Origin of the sequence: Streptomyces sp. NPDC001536, from assembly GCF_042894505.1 — a bacterium.
In the GTDB taxonomy this organism is placed as follows: domain Bacteria; phylum Actinomycetota; class Actinomycetes; order Streptomycetales; family Streptomycetaceae; genus Streptomyces.
Map to the genome: position 1 here is coordinate 25,385 of NZ_JBIAVQ010000010.1, position 19,951 is coordinate 45,335.

The 19,951-nt window shown below is 69.8% G+C and carries 20 protein-coding genes and 1 pseudogene; 8 read left to right on the forward strand and 13 right to left on the reverse strand.

Translation table 11 applies throughout. The features are described from left to right. Position 1: 1 nt before the first annotated feature. Positions 2-364 (reverse strand): annotated as a pseudogene (locus tag ACFY0U_RS26145) (VOC family protein); the annotation flags it as partial. A gap of 30 nt (positions 365-394) precedes the next feature. Here ACFY0U_RS26145 and ACFY0U_RS26150 point away from each other — a divergent pair. From ACFY0U_RS26150 to ACFY0U_RS26160, 3 genes are all read left to right on the forward strand, one after another. Beyond that, positions 395-1,006 carry a TetR/AcrR family transcriptional regulator gene (locus tag ACFY0U_RS26150; protein WP_388639698.1) on the forward strand — a complete coding sequence of 204 codons (612 nt, stop codon included), beginning with the start codon at positions 395-397 and terminating at the stop codon, positions 1,004-1,006. A 331-nt stretch (positions 1,007-1,337) separates the two neighbouring features. Further along, the gene (locus ACFY0U_RS26155; protein WP_388639700.1) at positions 1,338-3,224 is read left to right on the forward strand and encodes an ABC transporter ATP-binding protein; all 1,887 of its coding nucleotides are present in this window, start codon (positions 1,338-1,340) and stop codon (positions 3,222-3,224) included. Positions 3,225-3,466: 242 nt separating this feature from the next. Further along, positions 3,467-4,489, forward strand: coding sequence for an LLM class flavin-dependent oxidoreductase (locus ACFY0U_RS26160; protein WP_388639702.1), 1,023 nt, complete (start codon positions 3,467-3,469; stop codon positions 4,487-4,489). Positions 4,490-4,777: 288 nt separating this feature from the next. Here the strand turns inward: ACFY0U_RS26160 and ACFY0U_RS26165 are convergent, their stop codons facing one another. From ACFY0U_RS26165 to ACFY0U_RS26185, 5 genes are all read right to left on the reverse strand, one after another. Then, complete coding sequence (locus ACFY0U_RS26165) at positions 4,778-4,945, reverse strand: hypothetical protein (RefSeq protein WP_388639704.1); 168 nt, start codon at positions 4,943-4,945, stop codon at positions 4,778-4,780. A 419-nt stretch (positions 4,946-5,364) separates the two neighbouring features. Next, positions 5,365-6,417, reverse strand: coding sequence for an LLM class flavin-dependent oxidoreductase (locus ACFY0U_RS26170; protein ID WP_388639706.1), 1,053 nt, complete (start codon positions 6,415-6,417; stop codon positions 5,365-5,367). 153 nt (positions 6,418-6,570) lie between these two features. Then, positions 6,571-7,083, reverse strand: coding sequence for a hypothetical protein (locus ACFY0U_RS26175; protein WP_388639708.1), 513 nt, complete (start codon positions 7,081-7,083; stop codon positions 6,571-6,573). Continuing rightward, positions 7,080-8,786, reverse strand: a complete 1,707-nt coding sequence (locus ACFY0U_RS26180; protein WP_388639710.1) for a PHP domain-containing protein — start codon at positions 8,784-8,786, stop codon at positions 7,080-7,082. The genes ACFY0U_RS26175 and ACFY0U_RS26180 overlap by 4 nt, the downstream gene beginning before the upstream one ends. Before the next feature lie 355 nt (positions 8,787-9,141). After that, positions 9,142-9,432, reverse strand: a complete 291-nt coding sequence (locus ACFY0U_RS26185) for a hypothetical protein (RefSeq protein ID WP_388639712.1) — start codon at positions 9,430-9,432, stop codon at positions 9,142-9,144. 409 nt (positions 9,433-9,841) lie between these two features. Between ACFY0U_RS26185 and ACFY0U_RS26190 the strand changes: the two genes are divergently transcribed. Together ACFY0U_RS26190 and ACFY0U_RS26195 are read left to right on the forward strand one after the other, a co-directional pair. After that, complete coding sequence (locus tag ACFY0U_RS26190) at positions 9,842-11,062, forward strand: metallophosphoesterase (RefSeq protein WP_388639713.1); 1,221 nt, start codon at positions 9,842-9,844, stop codon at positions 11,060-11,062. Positions 11,063-11,437: 375 nt separating this feature from the next. Further along, positions 11,438-11,818, forward strand: a complete 381-nt coding sequence (locus ACFY0U_RS26195; protein ID WP_388639715.1) for an NDP-hexose 2,3-dehydratase family protein — start codon at positions 11,438-11,440, stop codon at positions 11,816-11,818. 103 nt (positions 11,819-11,921) lie between these two features. On the opposite strand, the gene ACFY0U_RS26200 is transcribed toward ACFY0U_RS26195, so the two are convergent. From ACFY0U_RS26200 to ACFY0U_RS26220, 5 genes are all read right to left on the reverse strand, one after another. Beyond that, a complete protein-coding gene (locus ACFY0U_RS26200) occupies positions 11,922-12,521 on the reverse strand; it encodes a TetR/AcrR family transcriptional regulator (RefSeq protein ID WP_388639717.1) in 600 nt (199 codons plus the stop codon). 122 nt (positions 12,522-12,643) lie between these two features. Further along, complete coding sequence (locus tag ACFY0U_RS26205; protein WP_388639719.1) at positions 12,644-13,165, reverse strand: hypothetical protein; 522 nt, start codon at positions 13,163-13,165, stop codon at positions 12,644-12,646. A 412-nt stretch (positions 13,166-13,577) separates the two neighbouring features. Further along, positions 13,578-14,387 (reverse strand): class I SAM-dependent methyltransferase, encoded by an 810-nt coding sequence (locus ACFY0U_RS26210; RefSeq protein ID WP_388639720.1) that lies wholly within the window; start codon positions 14,385-14,387, stop codon positions 13,578-13,580. Positions 14,388-14,443: 56 nt separating this feature from the next. Further along, entirely contained in the window at positions 14,444-14,749 is a 306-nt protein-coding gene (locus ACFY0U_RS26215) for a cytochrome P450 (protein WP_388639722.1), read from the reverse strand. Positions 14,750-15,066: 317 nt separating this feature from the next. After that, positions 15,067-15,477 carry a hypothetical protein gene (locus tag ACFY0U_RS26220; protein WP_388639724.1) on the reverse strand — a complete coding sequence of 137 codons (411 nt, stop codon included), beginning with the start codon at positions 15,475-15,477 and terminating at the stop codon, positions 15,067-15,069. A gap of 407 nt (positions 15,478-15,884) precedes the next feature. Between ACFY0U_RS26220 and ACFY0U_RS26225 the strand changes: the two genes are divergently transcribed. From ACFY0U_RS26225 to ACFY0U_RS26235, 3 genes are read left to right on the forward strand one after another with little or no spacing between them, the layout of a single operon-like run. Continuing rightward, positions 15,885-16,226 carry an ArsR/SmtB family transcription factor gene (locus ACFY0U_RS26225; RefSeq protein WP_388639726.1) on the forward strand — a complete coding sequence of 114 codons (342 nt, stop codon included), beginning with the start codon at positions 15,885-15,887 and terminating at the stop codon, positions 16,224-16,226. A 3-nt stretch (positions 16,227-16,229) separates the two neighbouring features. Beyond that, the gene (locus ACFY0U_RS26230) at positions 16,230-16,736 is read left to right on the forward strand and encodes an SRPBCC family protein (RefSeq protein ID WP_388639728.1); all 507 of its coding nucleotides are present in this window, start codon (positions 16,230-16,232) and stop codon (positions 16,734-16,736) included. Beyond that, positions 16,736-17,404 carry a dihydrofolate reductase family protein gene (locus tag ACFY0U_RS26235; protein WP_388639730.1) on the forward strand — a complete coding sequence of 223 codons (669 nt, stop codon included), beginning with the start codon at positions 16,736-16,738 and terminating at the stop codon, positions 17,402-17,404. The genes ACFY0U_RS26230 and ACFY0U_RS26235 overlap by 1 nt, the downstream gene beginning before the upstream one ends. Before the next feature lie 42 nt (positions 17,405-17,446). Here ACFY0U_RS26235 and ACFY0U_RS26240 read toward each other — a convergent pair whose 3' ends face one another. Next, the gene (locus ACFY0U_RS26240; protein ID WP_388639732.1) at positions 17,447-17,812 is read right to left on the reverse strand and encodes a DUF4440 domain-containing protein; all 366 of its coding nucleotides are present in this window, start codon (positions 17,810-17,812) and stop codon (positions 17,447-17,449) included. Between the two features lie 413 nt (positions 17,813-18,225). Continuing rightward, positions 18,226-19,902 (reverse strand): XRE family transcriptional regulator, encoded by a 1,677-nt coding sequence (locus ACFY0U_RS26245; protein ID WP_388639734.1) that lies wholly within the window; start codon positions 19,900-19,902, stop codon positions 18,226-18,228. Between the last annotated feature and the right edge of the window lie 49 nt (positions 19,903-19,951).

Below are 19,951 nucleotides of genomic sequence, written 5' to 3' on the forward strand. Positions count from 1 at the left end.
CCCCGGGTGCAGGAGGCGACACCGCGGCGGCGCCGCAGTCCTGCGTCAGGCGGGCGAACGCGCCGTCGAGATCCGGGACTTGAAGCGCCAGGTGGGTGAAGGTCTGCACGGCGGTGGCGGCGAAGGCGTCGGTGTGCGAGACGGGGCGCGAGCCCGACCGTTCGACGAACTCCACCCGCAGGCCGGCCGTATCGCTCAGAACGACGGTACGGACTCCCGCTTCGGGCATCTCCAGGCGCTCTTCCACCTGCGTGAGCCCGAGCGCGTCGGCGTACCAGGCTTCCTGCGCGGCGAGGTCCGCGACCGAGAGGCTGATGTGGTGAAAGCGGGCTATGGGCATGGCGACTCCCTTGGTTAATGGCATTTACCTGGTAAGCGATGTTAACCTATTCCCATGACCCCACCCGCTGCCCGACGTCCCGTCGGCCACCACCACGGCGATCTGCGCAACTCCCTCCTGCAGGCGTCCTTGGAACTGGTCGGCGAGCAAGGCCCCCACGGCTTCACCCTGGCCGAGGCCAGCCGTCGGGCCGGGGTGAGCGTCGCGGCGCCGTACAAGCACTTCGCCGACCGGGACACACTGCTGGCGGAACTGGCCACACAGGGCTACCGCGAGCAGCGCAAGCGCTTCGCCGCGGCCGTGAACGGCATCGAGGACCCCGCCGAACAGTTGGCCTCCTTCGCGGCGGCCTACGTCAGATTCGCCGCCGAGGAACCCGCTCTGTTCGATGTGACCTTCCATGCGGGACTCGACAAATCCCGGTTCACCGAACTGGCCTCGGCGGGCGACGAGGTGGCCCACCTCCTGCTGCCCGTGGCCCGACAGCTCGCCTCGACGCCGGACGCCGCGTTCGACCTGCTGCTCCGGATCGCCGCTGCCGCGCACGGCCTGGCGGTGTTCCTGCGGCAGGGGCTGTTCGGTGCGGGAAGCGCGGCCCTGTCGGACACCGAGGAGAGGGCCGCCCGCACGGCCCGGGCCATCACGGCACAGGGCGCCGGCTCCTGATCCCCCGAGGGGCGGGCCCGGGCCGATAGTCACAGGCCCGAGAAGGGCCCCATTCGTGAGACGGATCCACTGGGCCGCGGAGACGGCACCGGTTGAGGTCACGTGGCAAGAAGCGGACCCACCTCCGTCACAGAGCCGCCCGACCTCCTCGCCGCACGGGCGTTCCCCGGTGCTACGCCCGTCGGGCCAGGCACCTCTTCGGCCCGACGAGCGGACAGGTGGAGCCGAACTCCGCGACAGAGTGTCCGATTATCACCGCTCCGCCGTAAATGCATGGACTGAGAACCTTGTTCGACGGGACACTGCCCGCTTCCTCATCCCCGGGAGTGTGATGGGCACCTCTGACACGTACGGTTCCGCGCCGGGCAAGAGTGCGGTCCTGCTGGCTCTGCGCCACTACAACCTCGAACTCCTGCGATTGCGGTGGCTGGCGCTGCCCGCACTGCTGCTTCCGGCCCTGGGCAACATCGGCATCCGTTACATCGCCCCCTTGCTGATCGCCAAGCTGGCGGGGCAGGCCGCCACCGACGGCGGTCTCACCCTCGACTCCGCATCGCCGTACGTGCTGGGCTTCGGAGTGACACTGCTGCTCTCCGAGGCCGTGTGGCGGGTCGGGCAGCACTGTCTGAACCGGGTGGCCGCGCTGGGCATGGAGCACCTCTACGTCGACGGCATGGACGAACTCCTGGCCAAGGACGCGGCGTTCTTCCACGACAACTTCGCCGGCTCCCTCACCAAGCGGGTACTGAGCTACGGCAAGCGTTTCGAGGACTTCATCGACACGATGACGTACCGGATCGTGGGCAGTCTGGTGCCGTTGCTGTTCGGTGCCGCGGTGCTGTGGACCTACTCACCGATGCTGGTCGCCGGCCTGCTCGTGATGATGGCGCTGACCCTGGTGGCGGCGACGCCGCTGATCCGGCGCCGGCAACGGCTGGTCAACGCGCGGGAGGCGGCGATCGCGCGCGTCTCCGGCCATGTCGCCGACAGCCTCATGAACATGGAGACCATCCGGGCGTTCGCAGCCGAACGACGGGAAGGAGCCGAGCACCGCAGCCGTGTCGCGGAGTCCCGACGGCTGACACTGCGGTCGTGGGACTACGGCAATCTGCGCGTCGACACCGTGATCGCGCCGATGTCCGTCGCCACCAATGTGCTGGGGCTGGTGCTGGCGATCACTTTCGGCGGTCCGGGGCTGGGGGTGGAGGGGGTCATCGTCGCCTTCACCTACTACTCCCAGGCGACCGAGATCATGTTCGAGTTCAACCAGATCTACCGGCGCCTCGAGAGCTCCATGACCGAGGCAGCGCAGTTCACGGAGCTGCTGCTGGATCCGCCCACCGTGCTCGACCCGCCGAAGCCGGAGCCGCTCGCCCCCTGTGACTCCGGCGTCCGCTTCGACAACGTCACGTTCGCCCATGCCGGCGCTGCGCCGATCTTCTCGGGGCTCGACCTGGAGGTGCCGGCGGGTGCGCGGATCGGGCTGGTCGGCCGGTCCGGCGGCGGAAAGACCACGCTCACCCGCCTCCTGCTGCGGATGTCGGACATCGACGGCGGACGCATCCTGATCGGCGGCCAGGACATCAGGCGGCTGCGGCAGAGCGATCTGCGGTCGCTCATCGCCTACGTCCCTCAGGAACCCGCCATGTTCCACCGCCCCCTGCGGGACAACATCGCCTTCGCCCGGCCCGGCGCGACGGAGGAGGAGATCCTCGCGGCGGCCGAGGCGGCCCATGTCACGGAGTTCGCCGAACAGCTCCCCGACGGCTTCAGCACTCTGGTGGGCGAACGAGGGGTGAAGCTCTCGGGCGGCCAGCGTCAGCGCGTCGCCCTGGCCCGCGCCATCCTGCGGGACGCACCGGTCCTGCTCCTCGACGAAGCGACCAGCGCGCTGGACTCCGAGAGCGAGATCCTCATCCAGGACGCCTTGTGGCGACTGATGAAGGGGCGCACGGCGCTCGTGGTCGCACACCGGCTCAGCACCGTCGCGGGCATGGACCGTCTCGTCGTACTGGACCGTGGCAGCGTCGTCGAACAGGGAACCCACGAGGAGCTGCTCGCCGGACAGGGCACCTACGCCAGGCTGTGGAGGCACCAGTCGGGCGGCTTCCTCGGCGACAACGCCCGGCAGGACTCCGGCCCTCAGATCCCAGCGGCCGACTCGGCGCCGGAGGGTGACCACACGCTGCCGTCGCCCGCCGGCACGCAATCCGCGTGACCGGGGCACTCCCACGACGTCGCTCGCCCTGGGCGGCCGCCGAGGCCCGGCCGCCGTACGGCTGCGGGGGGGCGGGTGACATCTGCCTGAGCGGGGGACGCGCGCCCCCGCTCAGGCTGTCGCCTGGCAGGTGTCTTCGGGGAAGGCCATCAGCCGCCCCCGTCATCCCAAGCCACACTCGGGCCCACGGTGCCGCGGCGGCTCCCAGGGAATGAATGCCGACCTTGATTGTTGAAAGCGGCATGAAAAGGATCGGGTTCCTGTCCTTCGGGCACTGGACGCCATCACCGCACTCGCAGACGCGCTCCGCGGCGGATTCCCTGCTCCAGGCGATCGACCTCGCGGTCGCCGCCGAGGAGCTGGGCGCCGACGGCGCGTACTTCCGCGTCCATCACTTCGCGCGGCAGTACGCCTCGCCGTTCCCCCTGCTCGCGGCCATCGGCGCGCGGACCAGCCGGATCGAGATCGGCACCGGCGTGATCGACATGCGCTACGAGAACCCGCTGTACATGGCCGAGGACGCGGGCGCCGCGGACCTGATCTCCGGTGGTCGGCTCCAGCTCGGCCTCAGCCGCGGATCCCCGGAGCAGGTCATCGACGGCTGGCGCCACTTCGGGCATCTGCCGTCCGAGGGGATGACCGACGGCGACATGGCACGCGCCCGCACCGAGCGACTCCTCGACGTACTGAAGGGCGAGGGGTTCGCGCAGCCGAACCCCAATCCGATGTTCTCCAACCCGCCGGGGCTGCTGCGCATCGAGCCCCACTCCGAGGGCCTCCGCGACCGCATCTGGTGGGGATCGAGCTCGAACGCCACCGCCGCGTGGGCGGCCACGCTCGGGATGAACCTGCAGAGCTCTACCCTCAAGGACGACGAGAGCGGCGAACCGCTCCACGTCCAGCAGCGCAAGCAGATCGAGGCCTACCGCGACGCCTGGCAAAAGGCGGGTCACACCCGCGAGCCGCGCGTGTCGGTCAGCCGCAGCATCTTCGCCCTGGTCGACGACCGCGACCGCGCCTACTTCGGCCGCGAGTCCAACTCGAAGGACCAGATCGGCTACATCGACGCCAACACCCGCGCCATCTTCGGCCGCTCCTACGCCGCCGAGCCCGACGTGCTGATCAAACAGCTCGCCGAGGACGAGGCGGTCGCCGCCGCCGACACACTGCTCCTCACCGTGCCGAACCAGCTGGGAGTCGCCTACAACGCCCACGTCATCGAGAGCATCCTGACGCACGTCGCTCCGGCACTGGGCTGGCGCTGATCACAGGGGCAGGGGGCGCCGCCACGCGATGACGTGACGGGCCGGTGTCGCCGTACAGGCCCATGCGCCTCATCGACCGGCCTCGCCGCTCGCACAGCTGCCAGGTCAGCGGGTGGCGGCGATGTCTTGGTGCACGTCTCGGCGATCGACATGCCCGGACAACGGTCGTGGGATCGGCCCCGTTTCACGCTCACACCGGAAGCCTCGGCGAAGTTCCCGGCGTGCGCTTCCGTGCGCTGATCCGCTGACAGAAGGCGATCAGGGCGCGGGCTGTCCCGGTGGGGCGTTTCACGTTGGGAGAGTGGTCGGTGCCTTCGATGAGTCGACCCGCTGGAGGATGTCCACCGAGCGGTGTCCGAGGGCCAGGCTCTGTGCGAGGTCTCCGGCCTTGAGGTGGGCGGTGGCGACGACCGCGAGCCGCATGCCCATCGATCGGGTGAAGGCGTTCGGTGCCATCGGCTCCGCCTGCTCGTGCCAGGCGAAGCACGCCCGGGAGTCGCCGAGGTCGCGGTGGATCTCAGCGGCGTCGGCGGCGAGACGCGGATGGGTGACGAAGTCGAGCCACTCCGGTGCGCCATCGGGGCGTGCGGCGTCGAGGAGGCACTCGGCGGCCGCGAGGGCGGTGCCGGCGGCTCGGCCGTCGCTCGCACGGGCGTGCGCACGGGCTTCGATGAGCCTGATGAACGCCAGGACATGGGTGCTCGCACGCTGCCGTCCCTGATGCCGACCCCGCTGCTCAATGTGCTGGCCCTGGTCGCCGGGTTGCTCGCGCTCCTGCCGCTCGACGGCGTCCCCCGCACGGTTCGTGAACGGGATGCCGCGGCCCCCGGCCTGCCGTACCGACTCCGCACGCCGGCTGCGGCGGTCGGGTCCACTCAGGTGAGGAGTTTCGCGAGCTGGGCCATTTCGGCGGACGGGTCGATCACCGGCTGGATGAGGAGTTCGTCGATGCCGGCCTGTTCCAGGGTGCTGATGCGGGCGTCGAGGTCGTCGCGGGTGCCGACCAGGGCGAGGGTGTTCATCAGGGAGGGCAGGACCAGGTCCCGGTCCTGCGGCGCGATGCGTCCGAGGTAGTTGGGGTAGAGCTTGGTGTGCCGGTCCGGTGCGGTGGGGGTGGTGCCGCGTCGGTCGAGAAGCCGCCGTACCGCCTCGCGTTCCTCGGGGCCGAGTTGCTCGGCGAAGGCGGGTGCGTCGGCGGCGTAGGCCAGCAGCGACAGGACGAGGTGGCCCGTCGCATCCCGGGCCGCGTCGCCGTGCGGGTCCTCGTCCTCGGCGAGTAGGTGCAGCGAGGTGACCACGTAGGAGCCTGTGCGGGGGCCGGGTTCGCGCGGTGTGCCCTGGGCGGCCTGGCGGCGGGCGTCGTGCAGCGCGTGCCAGGCGGCGGGGTCCAGCAAGCCGAAGGAGATGAGGCCGGTGCCGCGGCGGCCGGCGACGGCGGCGGCCTGCGGTCCGAGCGCGGCCACGACGAACTCGATCGGGTCGGCGGTGTTCACGTGCGCCCCGGCGTGCAGGAACCGGATGTCGCGGGACAGGTCCCCTTCGCGGTACTCGGTCGAACGACCCGCGCACAGGTCCTGTAGTGCGACGGTGAACTTCTCCAGCCCGGCCGCCGTGGTCGGCCGCATGCCCAGGGTGCGCCGGGCGGTATTCCCCGTGCCGACTCCGCAGATGATCCGGCCCGGTGCCAGGGCGTTGAGGCTGGCGAGCCCGCTCGCGGCGGCCGGGGCCGAGCGCAGGGCCGGTGAGGTCACGCCGATGCCGAGCCTGATGCGGCTGGTGGCCTTCGCACACAGGCTCAAGGCGACGAAGGGGTCGCCATGGACCATCGGGGTGTCGTTGACCCAGATACTGTGCAGGCCCAACTCCTCGGCCTGCACGGCGAGTTCCTCCACACCGGGCTGCGCGGCGACAACGACACCTGCACGCATCAAAACCCCCAGGTGTGAGGATGGAGTCGAACCTCCCGAACCTCCTCAGCATGGCATGTCCCGCCCAAGTCGTCTGCCTGCCAAGGAACTTCGCGGCGGGTGGGCGGTCTGCCATGCCGTGTCTCGTCAAAACCCCGATGAGTGGAGCCCGGTTCAGTGGTCCGCGCAGCACGGGGTCGGTTCCGGTACCTCGAACGGGACGAGGGCTCCCCCAGCCGCCGGCATGGTCGTCAGTACGAGCTCGCCGTCCTGCCATTGCGGGCGTACGTGGTCGCGTGTCACCAGCAACGTGCCGGGGGCCGGCGAGCCGTGGGTGCCCAGTGTCGTCACGCGGTCGATCGCGGAGCGCGAGAGCAGCTCGGCGACCGTCAGTGTGCCGGTGAGGGTGGCGGCCCCCGGGTAGAGCACCGCGCGGCCCGCCGGGTCGGGCAGACCGTCCCGCACCTCGTGTCCCCGGGCCGTGAGCCGCTCCTGGACGGTACGCAGGAGCGGCTCGGACGGCACGGCGAGAGAGAGGGCGACGCGCGGGCGGTCCCCCCGCACCAGGTGTGTACAGCCGAACGCGCCTTCTGGAAGGGCGAGTTCGGCGGCCAGTTCCTGGAGCAGGTGATCGGCCGCACGCAGATCGCGCACCCCGGGGTCCACCGTGAGGGCGTACTGCGTCACGACGGCAGGACCCAGATCGGGTTGGAGTAGAACCACAGGTCGAGCCACGGGTCGGCGTCGCCCACGACGTCGATCGCCGGACCCGCCGGGTCGACCGCCGCGCCCATCGCTCCGACAGCGGTCCGGTTGCCGTCGCTGCCGCGCAGCCGGACGTACAACGGGCGGTCGACGCGGCCGAGCTGGTAGGTGAGCCGGACCACGCCGGAGGACTTGTCCACCTCGTACGAGCGGACCACCTTCGCCGTCGGCGCGGTGAACGTGTCCTTGTCCGCGACCGGACCCGTGACATCGCCCTGGATGACGTCCACGCGCGCCAGCTTGGGCACGTATCCGGCCCAGTTGGGGCCGTCGGCGAGGGACACGTCGACCGTCAGTGTGACGTTCGTGCCCTTCTTCACGTGCAGGGCGCCGCCCAGCGTGGCCCAGCGGCCGCCGCCCGCCACCCGGGCGTCCAGGCCGCTGAGGAGCTGTCCGTGGTCGACCCAGATCCGGCCCGCGCGGATGCCGTCCATGACGGCGGCGTAGGAGAAGCCGTCGGCGCCGACATGCGTACGGCTGTACTGACCGGGCCAGTAGTCGCCCTGGGTGATGTCGATCTTGCCGCCGTAAACGGGGTCCTCGTACCGCCCGTTGGCGTTGAAGTCCCCACCAGGCCCCCGCACGGCGGTGTCGCCGTAGACCTGGTGGCTGTCGCTGTTGGCGGTGATCCACCACGGCTTGCCCTCGGCGAGGAGGCTGTCCCACAGTCCGCCGACCGTGGCGGTCATCCAGTCGAAGCCGCCCCAGGTGCGGTAGCTCTCCAGCGGGTAGCCGGCGAAGGAGGCTGCGCTGGGGCTGTTGTCGTAGATGCCGCGGGCGCGGGCCATGCCGAGCGGCGCGGGCAGGCCGGCGGCCTGGTGGCCGGGGGCGCCCTCGAAGCCGACGGCTATCTGGCGGCCCGAGCCGGTCGCGTCCCGCCAGCCTCGGATCTCGTGCGGGGAGTCGACACCGCGCCGGGCCGGGTGGTTGGCGAGCATCAGCGCGTCCTTGACCTTGCGCCGCTGTACCTGCTCGGCAAGGAAGTTGAGGCCCGCGACGGCCAGCGCCTCGTTGGCGGGCGTGGAGTCGCTCGCGCCCTTCACGCTGCCGTCGTAGTCGGTCTCGAACTGCTTGAGGACGGCGACCTCGTTCTTGCCGGGGTGCACGAAGACGGTGCCGTGCTCGGCGGCCGGGATGTTCCACTCCAGGCCCTGGAAGACGAGCGTGTCCTCGTAGGCGGCGCGGGCCTCCTTGATGTCCGGGTTCACCTTGTCGACGCCGATCTTGGCGTGCGTGGTGCTGCCGTGGTCGGTGATGACCATCCAGTCCAAGCCGTACCGGGCACCCTGGCGGACCTGGTCGACGACGCGGTACTTGCCGTCGCTGCTGTACTGGGTGTGGATGTGGTGGTCGCCGGCCAGCCACAGAAAGCCGTTGGACCGCCGGCCGCCGGAGCCGGCAGCGGGCGCGGCAGCGGCCGGCGTGGCGCCGGCGAGGACATTGCCGGCGGCCAGTCCCGCGCCGAGCAGGCCCGCCCGGCGCAGCAGGGTGCGGCGGGACTGCTCCTCGGGCGGGAGCGCGTCGTCGGGCACGGAGGGGTCGAAGACCGCGGGCAGGGCGGAGGCCGCCTCGTGCGCGTGACCATGATCGTGGTCGTGTCTGTGGTGGTGATGTCCGTGCCCCATGACGCCTCCTGGTTGCCGCTGCCTTCTGCGGCTGCCTTCCGCGGCGCGAACGCGCCGCGTCTGTGGAGGATCAAGGCGACAGATGAACGGTGGACGAGCGGGGAATGGCCGACGGGCGCCCCGCACACGGCGGATCGTCACTGCGCCCGTGACTCAACGGCCTTGCGGGTAAGGCTGGTTGGCCGAGGCTGCCGCGACAACTGCCTTGAGCAGTGGCGCGACCTGACCGGACGAACCGACACGCTCTCGGTCGCCGACCAGGCCGCACTCCACCGCGCGGGCATCATCATCCGGACCCGACGCCGGCCGAAGTGCCGGCAGAAGGGCACGTACGCCCTGCTTCGTACTTGTCGGCTCAGATGCGCCCGCCGGTCAGACGGGTGATCGGGCCGTGCGTGCGGCGACCCGCGCGGCGGCCCGCCAGGTACGACGTGGCACCCAGCGCCGACACGGCCGCACCGACACCGGCGACAAGAGCCCTGCGGTGGGCGATCAACGTCCACGTCGTCTTGGCCACGGCCGCAGCCTGCCCCGAAGCGTCGATGACGGCCTGGCGGCCGGCTTGGACACGCTCGGCCGTGCTGTTCACGAGCGCCGTGCCCTTTCCGGCCGTACGCTCGGCCACGTCCACAGCCGCCGAGGACACCTCACCCGACTTCTCCGCCGCCTTGTCTGCGGCCTGCGATGCAGGGGCAGTCGCCTTCGCTGTGGCCTGCCGGGCTTTGGCAGAAGCACTCTGCTTGGCTTGGGAATCTTGATTCGCGCCGCTGTTCGATTGACTCATGTACTGCGCGTTGCCGCTCGCGCGGATGGCAAACACGCACGGCCGGGGCAACGGACGCCAATACGCCTCGGCTCCGGCCAACTCCCCCCGCGGCACGGGCGTTCAGCGAGCTCGCCGAGGCCTCTCGCAGTTTCACGCCACAGCGGTATCGGGGCATGAGTGACGGATCACGCCAAAGCAACGGGCGGGTCGCCGGTGTGACGACGGCGCCGTCCGCCATACGGCGCCGCAAGGGGCATGATTCAAGAGACAGAGCATCAGGAGGAGCAGCGTGACCAACACCAGCGACACCCGCCCCGCAGACGGTGAGGCGCAAGCGGCTCGACCGAGCCGACTGCACCGCCTGATGCGCTACATCCCCCTGGTCGCACCCGTCCTGCTGTGGGCCGTGCCCTGCTGGGTACTGCTGTACTCCGGGCAGCACTGGCCGCTGCCCGTCACTCTGGTCGGCACCGCCCTGTTCGTCGTCGGTCTGATCGGTATGCCGCTCGCGATGGCGCGCGGCCACGGCCGGCGCCAGCAGGACCGGGCGGCGATAGTCGGTGACACCCTGCTGGGCAGCAGCTGGGTCCTGTTCACCTGGTCCGTTCTGCTCGGCGTCCTGCTGCGGACAGCCCTGATCGTGGCCGGCGTCGGGGACGGACAGGATCGGGCCCGCATCGTGGCCTGGACCGTCCTCGGCGTGACCGTCGTACTGCTCGCCTGGGGGTACGTCGAGGCCCGTCGCGTACCCCGCGTACGCGAACTGGACGTGCGGCTCCCGCGCCTGGGAGCCGGACTGGACGGCACCCGTGTCGCCCTCATCACCGACACGCACTACGGTCCCCTCGACCGCGCCCGCTGGTCGGAGCGGGTCTGCGAGGTGGTGAACTCCCTGGAGGCCGACCTCGTCTGCCACACCGGCGACATCGCGGACGGCACGGCCGACCGCCGTCGCGCCCAGGCCGCCCCGCTCGGCACCGTGCGGGCCACCCGGGCCCGGGTCTACGTCACCGGCAACCACGAGTACTACAGCGAGGCCCAGGGCTGGGTCGACCTGATGGACGAGCTGGGCTGGGAACCCCTGCGCAACCGCCATGTGCTGATCGAACGTGGCGGCGACACCCTCGTGGTCGCCGGCGTGGACGACGTCACCGCCGAGTCCTCCGGCCTGGCCGGCCACCGCGCCCACCTCGCCGGAGCCCTGGACGGCGCCGACCCAGATCTCCCCGTTCTGCTCCTGGCCCACCAGCCGAAGTTCGTCGACCGGGCGGCAGAGGCGGGCATCGACCTGCAACTCTCCGGCCACACCCACGGCGGCCAGATCTGGCCCTTCCACCACCTGGTCCGCATCGACCAGCCCGTCGTCGCCGGTCTCAGCCACCACGGCCCCCGCACCCTCCTCTACACCAGCCGCGGCACCGGCTTCTGGGGCCCGCCGTTCCGCATCTTCGCGCCCAGCGAGATCACCCTGCTCGTGCTCCGCTCCCCCCAGGAACCCACCGCTCGTTAGCTCGGTCGGGAGCGGTCCACAAGCAGGGGTACGTCGTCCGCGGCGGCGATGGTGTCGGCGTCTGCGGACGGGGGCGACGTTCATGACCGGGCGTCCCGGTGTCGAGGACGAGCCACGATCCCTGGCGGACCGGGCACTGGCGGCAAGGGCCACCCGTCCTGAAGTCTGGCCGCACATGCCTGAGCGCGCTCCTTCCAGCAGGGTGTCGACACAACGACGGAGGCAGCAGTCGATGGACCGAGCCGACGACGCACGCAAGATTCGCAGGGATCACACCGGACCCGTCTGCCCGGTCGGCCGCGGGGACGACGGCACGTGGCAGGTACGCGGCTATCACGCGGCACGGGCCGTGCTGCGCAGCACCGACACCGTGCGGTGCCGCACGTCCTGGTCCAGGCCCGCGCGGAAGGCGGCTTCTTCGACGTGGAGTTGGGGCCCACCGTTCAGTGCCAGCCCGAGAGCCACACGCACCTGCCCGCCGCGAGCCAACCTCACTTCCTGCACCTGGCCATGACCGCGCCACGGTCCCGGATCCGCTACTCCGTACTGCACTCCGAGGAGGGCGGCCGCTTCCTGGAATCGGTGAGCCGCTACCTCATCGTGGAAACCGACGAGTGCGACGCACCGCTCGACGCACCGCCCGGGTTCCGCTGGATCTCGCGAGACCAACTGCCCGCGCTGACCCGGTACAGCCACTACGTCAGCGTCCAGGCGCGGACTCTTCTGCTGTGCCTCAACACGATGGAGGGCGCGTGATTCAGACGTCGCCTCAGGCGGTACGGGCGCGGAATGCCGCGTGACATCACGGTCGTGTGAGCTGATCTGAAGCGACCCACTTGTTCCTGACAGCCCGGGTTCTCTAGGCCGGTTGTCGTTCCACGCCGGCGACGACCGCTGTCACAAGTTTGTTGACGGCTGCCGTGGTCGGCGGGCCGGGGTCGCGGTCCGCGAAAAGGAGATGCCCGCCGCCGACCAGGGAGAGGGTGAGCGAGTCGATATCGGCGCCGGCCGTGATGCGGCCCAGCTCACGCTCCTCGCGCAGGTAGGCGGAGATCGCGGTCGTGGCCTGGGCCAGGATCGCGATGCCACCGCCGGGCATGGCTTGCCGCAGCCGTGCGCGCAGCTCGTCCCGGAAGGTGATGAGCGGGATGATCGCCACGGGAATCGGCCCGAACAGGGCGGTCAGCGCACCCGTCAGGTTGTCGGTCACGGTGCCGGTGCCGGCGGACTCGCGCAGCGCACTCGCCTGTGTCTCCAGCTGAGCGGCTCGGTCGACTACGAGGTCGGCGAGGAAGGCGTCGAAGTCGGCGAAGTGCCGATGCAGTACTCCTTTGGCGCAACCCGCCTCGTCGGTGACGGCGCGGGAGGTCAGCCCGTTCGGCCCATCGCGCAGAAGGACGCGTTCAGCAGCGTCGAAAAGTTGCTGCCGCGCGTCGCGGAGGTGCACTCCAGTCGGCACTCACAGATCCTCTCGCGCATCAACCGGCCAGTACCGCTTTGCTTGAGTGGGCATCCACCCACTCAATTCGCTGCCTGCCCAGATTACAGCGCGAGCAACCAGCACCGCCCCCAGCGGATGGCTCAGTCGTTCGACGGGTGCGTGAAGTCGAGGATGCCGGGCCTTACCAACTCGGCACGCCCTGCGGCCGGGTAGGCGCGCAGGGTATCCGTGATCTCCAATTCGCCACGATGGTCGCCCGGGATCTGCTGGACGTCATCGCTGAGCAGGCTTCTTGTACGGGCCTTCCAGAGGTAGCTCCACGGAAGGGCACGACTGTCCCCGACGCAGTCCCAGGCGTCGCCCGGCCGGTAACCGGAGATGAACGCGGGTACTGCGGTCTGCACCGCCGCGCTGTCTTGGATGTCCAGCAACTGTCTGAAAGGCCCGTTCTCCAGTGCCATCTGCACGGCCGCCTGGCCCTGCAAGTAGCCGTCCAGGAGTGGACTCAGGTCGATCGCACGCTCGATGAAGCCGAGCTCGAACGTCGCCTGAAGGTAGTCCATGCACAGCGCCTCACCCTGGCACCGCTCGGTGATCGGGTTGCCGATGTCCCGGTTGGGGGTCCGCTTGATCCTCTCCAGATCCTCCGCGCTCGACTCCATGCCGAGGTGATAGGTCAGGGTCTTCAGATACCGGACCCCGTTGGTCGACGGGCCCCAGAGGGACAGCTTGAAGTTCTCGGGTCGGACTTCAGATTCGTCAGGTCGACAGCAGCGTCCTCGGTGATCCAGCGGTTCTGTATTCGCTCCCACCGACGGCTGGCCTGGAAAATATGATCCATCTCGCTCCGTTCTGGTGTGATGCATGTCCGGTCGAGCCGGGCCGCTTGGTCCACGCACCTCAATATCCGGGCTGCCGCTAAAGCCGTTCTAACCTCGATCTTTCTTGAAGGACCGTCGACCGAGTCGGCCTCCTTTTCGTTGGCAGGTCGCGCAGGCCGGTGCGGCGCACCGCTCGAGCGCGCTGGCGCGCGACGCAGCCGAGTCGCGCCGGCGCGTACGCGGCGGCGTGCCGTCAGGACGTGGGCAGCGCCGCCGTCACCACGACAGCGGTGTATTTCACGCTGAAGCCGCCGCCCATGGCGTCGACGGCGGCAGCGACCCCCGCGAGCACCTTGTCCAGCTTCTCGGGCGGGAACTGGCTGTGATCTCCCTGTGTGGGCAGCTGGTCCAGCCATTCGTCCTTGCTGTAGACGTACTCCCACTCGAACTGCCACTGCTCGGGCTCACCGAAGACGTCCGCCTGGCGGAGCCCGTCGATGGTCTTGGTCAGCAACGGCGAGCTGCTCGGTGGAGGCGTCGGCATGCTGTAGGCGCGAGTGGCCAGGGCGTCCGGCACCACCCCGATATACACCTCACCGAAGGCTTCGCGTGCCTCTGCCGGAAGTTCGGCGACGTTCCAGAAGGCTGCCAGCCGCCCTCCCGGACGCAGGACCGACGCGGCTTTCGCCGCACCCGCTACAGGGTCCACCCAGTGCCACGCCTGGCCCGAGATCACCCCGTCGAACCGACGTCCCGCCGAATCCCATTCCTCGAATCGCGAGATCTCGACTTCGGTTCCACGGCTCCGCGCGAATTCCGCCATCCGTGCATCCGGTTCCACGCCGAGAACCGAACATCCGGCCGCCTGGAACTGTCGCGCCTCAATACCAGTACCTGCGCCCACATCCAACAGCTGAACGCCCGGGCATGCCTGCATGATACGCTTGACCATGGCATTCGGATAACGCGGCCGAGTCCGGTCGTATCGCTCAGAATCCACACCATAGGATTCGGCGACACGCCGCTGCTGATGGAGTTCACTGCCAATCTTCGGATTCGACACGGCACGACCTTAGTGGGCGCTCGCCCACTAAGTCAATCACGGCTACCGAAAAGGGCTCACCAGACGACCGGCAGCGTGTTTTCGCTGTAGACGATCTCGGCGGCGGGCACCGCCAGCCGCAGGCCAGGGATCGCTGCGAACAAAGTGCCGAAAACCGCCTTGAGCTGGATTCGCGCGAGCTGCGCGCCGACACAGCGATGCATCCCGTGCCCGAAGGCGAGGTGCTCCGCGGCACCCTCCCTCGTGACATCGAAGCGGTCCGGGTCAGGGGACGTCGCCGGGTCGAAGTTGGCAGCCGTGTTCCAGGCGATGACCACGCTGTGGGCGGGAATGGCCGTTCCGCCGAGGTCCGACGACGACACCTATGAGTGCGGGCAGCTGGTTCAGAAAGGCAGTCACCCTCACAGCGTGCCCGTCACGGTGTCCGGCCAAGTGGCGCGTCAGAAGGTACCCGGCGAGAGAAGAGGGAGAAGAGCCGCTACGACCTCCCCAGGCTTCGACGGCTCTTCTCCCACAGGCACGTCCGTCTACCCGGAAGATCCGCACTCATGTCCGGCCGGGTTGCCGAGCTTGGACAGCAGTTGCCACATGCATCTACGGCAGCGCCGGCACGGCTCTCCAGGCACAGCCGCCGTGCTCCTCCTCGACGACGTCCCACACCCTGACGTAGGCCAGCCGGTCAGCCGCCCGAGGGCCGGCCGAAGGGGGCGTTGAGAGGCCGACGGCACACCGGGACGACTCTTGGGGCTCGCGCCGACGGCTGACGGCGGGAGTGGCGCGCAGCATTCCCGAGGCTGCGCCCGGCCGTAGCGAGCGGTGCGTGGCCAACGGCTTGCTGGATGGCGGCGGGCGAGTGGTGGAGGGGATAGAGCAGTACGGGAGGCAGGTCGGGATCGGCCAGGGAGACCGGGGTGTTCCGGCAGAAGTACGAGGGGATGAGGAGCAGCCCGCGGCCGTTGAGGTGGATGTCGCACTCGGTCGGGTACTTGCCGAGCTCCAGGACGGGAGGGCGCCAGCGGATGGATGGCGCCAGCCAGTGGGCGCTGCGGGACGACCGCGTGACGGCGGGCGAGTACCGCACCGCGATCACCCGCTTCCTCGCCTGCGTCGAGGACAGCGGCTACCGCACCGGTGATCCGGTGATCAGCCCCATCGACGGACTGAGCCTGCTGTACGACATCACACCGTCGGGAGACCCGACGACGTACAACGACCGGGTCCAGCGCTGCAATCTCCGCCATCTGTCGATGATCGAGCCCTCAGCAGCTCCGCCCCGACCCGCCCGACTTCGCCGTCATACGCATCTGAGCCCCGAGAGGGCCTGCCCCGACGACCGACGGCGACGAGGACGTCGAGCTGGTCATCGGCTGCGGTCAGGGCGTCGACTCGACCACGTACCTGGCGAGGGGTGCCTCCTGGCCTGCCGAAGTCATCCGACAAGACGCACCCGGCTCCCTCCCGCTTTACATATTCCGATATGGGCATACGATGGCTGTCATGGCACGAGCAGCGACGACATCGGACGCGTTCAACGCGATCGCCGAGCCGCAGCGCCGGGACATCCTTGCGCTGTTGCGGGCGGGTGAGTGGCCGGTGAGTGACCTGGCCGAGGAACTGGGGATGAGCCAGCCGCGGGCGTCCAAGCACCTGCGGGTGCTGCGGGAGGTGGGGCTGGTGCGGGTCCGTGAGGCGGGCAAGCAGCGCCTCTACGGTCTGGACGCGCGCGGGCTGCGGCCGATCCACGAGTGGGTCGGCGGATTCGAGCGGTTCTGGAACGAGAGTTTCGACCGGCTGGACACCTACGTTCAGGACCTCAAGCGGACACAGCAGGAGGAATGACCGATGGCAGCGGAACGGCAAGAAACGCGGGCGGAGTCGGCGACCGCCGACCGGGAGATCGTGATCTCCCGGGTCATCAACGCCCCGCGGAAGCTGGTGTTCGAGGCGTTCACCGAGGTCCGGCACCTGTCGCAGTGGTGGGGTCCGGACGGGTTCACCACCACCACGCGGTCCTTCGAGTTCCGCGAGGGCGGCGAGTGGGACTTCGTACTGCACGGGCCGGACGGGACCGACTACCCCGAGTGGATCCGGTGGCTGCGCATCGCCCCGCCGGAACGGATCGTGTTCCTGCACGGGGAGTCCCGCGACGACCCGAACGCCTTCGAGTCGGTCCTGGACTTCACCCAGGACGGTGCGGCGACCCGGGTCGTGATGCGCACGGTGTTCCCCACCCAGGAGCTGCGCGACGAGGCGGTCCACAAGTACCACGCGATCGAGGGCGGCGAGCAGACCTTGAACAGCCTGGCGTCCTACGTCGGAGACCTCGCGCGGAAGGGGGCGCAGGGCTGATGGCCGGGAAGGTGTTCTTCAGCGTGACGATGTCGCTGGACGGGTTCATCGCGCCCGAGCCGGTGCCCGCCGGCGACGAGCTCTTCGCGGCCGACACGCAGGACGGCCCGGACGTTCGGCGCTGGATGGCGCAGTGGTCGGAGCTGCAGGCGTGGGCGTTCCCGCTGCGGTTCTTCCGGGAGAACCTGAAGCTGGGCGAGGGCGGTGAGGAGGGTCTCGACAACGATGTTGCGCGGGCGACGTTCGAGCGCACCGGCGCGAGCGTCATGGGTAGGCGCATGTTCGACCTCGGCGAGCGGTCATGGCCTGAGGAGGCTCCCTTCCACACCCCCGTCTTCGTCGTGACGCACACCAAGCGTGATCCGTGGGAGCGGCCCGGCGGCACCACGTTCCACTTCGTCGCCGACGGCATCGAGCACGCCCTCGACCAGGCCCGCACCGCCGCCGGTGGCCGCGACGTCCGCGTCGCCGGTGGCGGCGCGACGATCCTGGAGTATCTCAACGCCGGTCTGGTCGACGAGTTCTCGGTCACGCTGTCACCGGTGCTTCTCGGCGCCGGCACCCGCCTGTTCGACGGGGTGGACGCGTCCAGGATCAGGTTGGAGCCGGTTCGGTCGGAGTCGTCGCCGCGGGTGACGCACCTGACCTACACCGTGCACCCACGCTAGCCGCACCCGAGCCCAACCCGGGTGCGGTCGGCGGCTCAGCACTCAGCTGGTCAAAGTCCCCTGGTGGAAGTACATCCGCCAACCCGTCTCCGTCAGACGCCACAACGAGCTCCGCCATGCCCGGCGGCCTTGGTTGTCGGCGAAGTACGTCAGGTGGACGATGCCCGGCGCGAGTACGACACCGGACATCTCACTGACCTCGACAGGAGCATCCGCGGACACCGAGCCGCCGCTCGTCACGGTGAGGATCGACTCCACATCCCACCGGCGCCCAGAGGCGCCGATCTCGGTGAACTCCGGATCCAAAAGCTCCAGGACGCTGGCCGGAGACGCCCGCACCTCAGGGTCGAGAAGCCGCAACTCCCCATCAATGGCTGCCTGCACGGCCTGCTCACTCACATCCTCCATGCAGGAACCCTACAAACACCGCCTCCCGAGCCACGGCGAGTTTTTCGCGCGACGCGGCCACAGAACTTCCGTGGTCGCACCGACCACATACCCGCCACGGCAGCACCCTCTCCACCACCCGCTGAGGGTGGCCGACAAGCCCGACCTCAACCTCTGGCCAGAACAGAAATCGAGGTTCTGTGTCCTGCCGCGCAGGCCGACCGTTTCCACCGCCCCGACAGGGCTGGAACGTCCTGCACTGCTCGTCGGATCGGCGTGCAGGAAGAGCTACCTGTTTCGCACTGCCGGCACGTCATCCTCGCGCGGGCTGTTGATGGCGGCTGCGAGCGCCAGGGTCGCTTGGACCTGCGCGATCCTGATCACCCTCTCGGCTGCAAGTCGACGACCGAGCGAGGCCCGCCCATCTGGTGCGTTCAGGTCAATGAGCTCGCCTGGGTGTGGCCGGCTAGGTTCAGCCACCAGGCGGCCGCCTGCCGGGCAGCCAGGGGGTATTCGGAGCGGTCGCGGATGTCGCGTAGAAGTTCGGTGCGCCCGGCGCGGCCGATCGCGTAGACCAGGCCGTTCAGCGTGGTGGCCGCTGCCGGGTCGCGGCGCTGTGCCCACTGACGTGTGTAGTGGGCGAGGGCACGGGTGAAGAACACGTCGTCGCCCTGATCCGTGTCGATGTGTCCGAGGCTGTGTACGGCTGCGGAAGCGGTGGCGCGCGGCAGTCCGGACGTGAGCGCGAGCCTCTCAACGCTCCCGCGGTGACCGGCGTCGCCGATGATCCGCAGGACGCCGAGGACAGGCAGGGCGCAGGACAGAGTCGCGGCGATGCGCGGGCTGGCCAGTTCCGCGACGGCGGCGTCGGCCAGCGCCCGGCGGTAGGGCGTGGCGGCGAGCAGGAGGGAGGTGTGCAGCCGCACATCGAACACGGGGTGGCAGAACATCTCCGTGACCAGAAGGGCGAGCGTGGCGTCGGTGTGGTCGGGCTCGGTCCCGCGCCGGGCGTGCCGGAGGACCCGTCGTGCCACGCCGGCCAGCTCGGTGGGGGGAGCTCCGGCGGGGAGGGCGGCTGCGGGGGGTCGGTGGGTACGGGGACGGTCGGAGCGATGGCCGCCCACACGGGGATCGCCGAGGGGTGAGGCGTACGAGCCTCTGTGGCTCCGACACACCGGGCCCGCTTCGGCGGGTAACTCGTGCAACGCGCCTGACAGCGCCTGCACCTGGCCGAAGAGGTCCCACTCGGGACCGATGTCGTGGACGGCGTGGGCGAGTCGGCGCAGCTGGTGTGCCGTGAAGTGGCCGTACTCGACCTTGCGGATGCACGCCATCACCGCCCCCTCCAAGGCGCGTTGGCTGTTCGGCCGACTGAGCTCGGCCAGGACTCGGGCGGCGGCATCCGGATGCGCTGTGTTGTCGAGGGCGCAAACCACCTCGGTGGCCGCGTAGTTGGAGCCGTCCCGTGCCATGGAGGCACAGACGGCGATCGCGTGCTGGGCACCCCTGGGGTGGTTCAACAGCCGGTTCAGCGCCTCGAACCGCGCCATCCAGGGCACGTCGTCGGCGATGACCATCTCTGCCACGAGCCGCTCGGTGATCTGGGTCCAGGCGGAGCCGGTCAGCAGCGCGAACCGGCCGATCTCGCACAGCGCCTCGGTGAGCTGAGCCCAGTCCTCACCGCGCATCAGATCGCGTGACAGAGCGAGCTCCAGCAATTCCTGGGCGCGGTCGGCCGCGGCGTCAAGCCCCTTGCCGGTCCGCGGCAGCGGGGGCTGGGACAGCGCGGAGGGAGCCAGATACCGCAGGGTGGTCCGTGCCGTGGTGAGCAGCAGATCTCGCGGGAGGCCCAGGAGTTCCTCGTAGCGGCTCAACGCGGCGGCCGGGGCCGGCACCTGCCCGGTCTCCCACCGTGACAACGCGCTGACGCTGACCGCGTGATCGTAGGAGCCGCCGGAGAACGCGCCGGCGAAGGAGGGCAGGGAGGCGTAGCGGCCGTCCGATCCCAGGAGCCGGTTGACTCGTAGAAGCCACGCCACCCGCCCGCGGGCCCCGACAGCTGCCGGGGGGAACGGGGGGCGGGGCGGCGACTGCGGTGTGGTGTGCGCCATACGCATCAGCGTGACAGCCGGCCAGTAGCCGAAGGGAGGCGTTGGAACA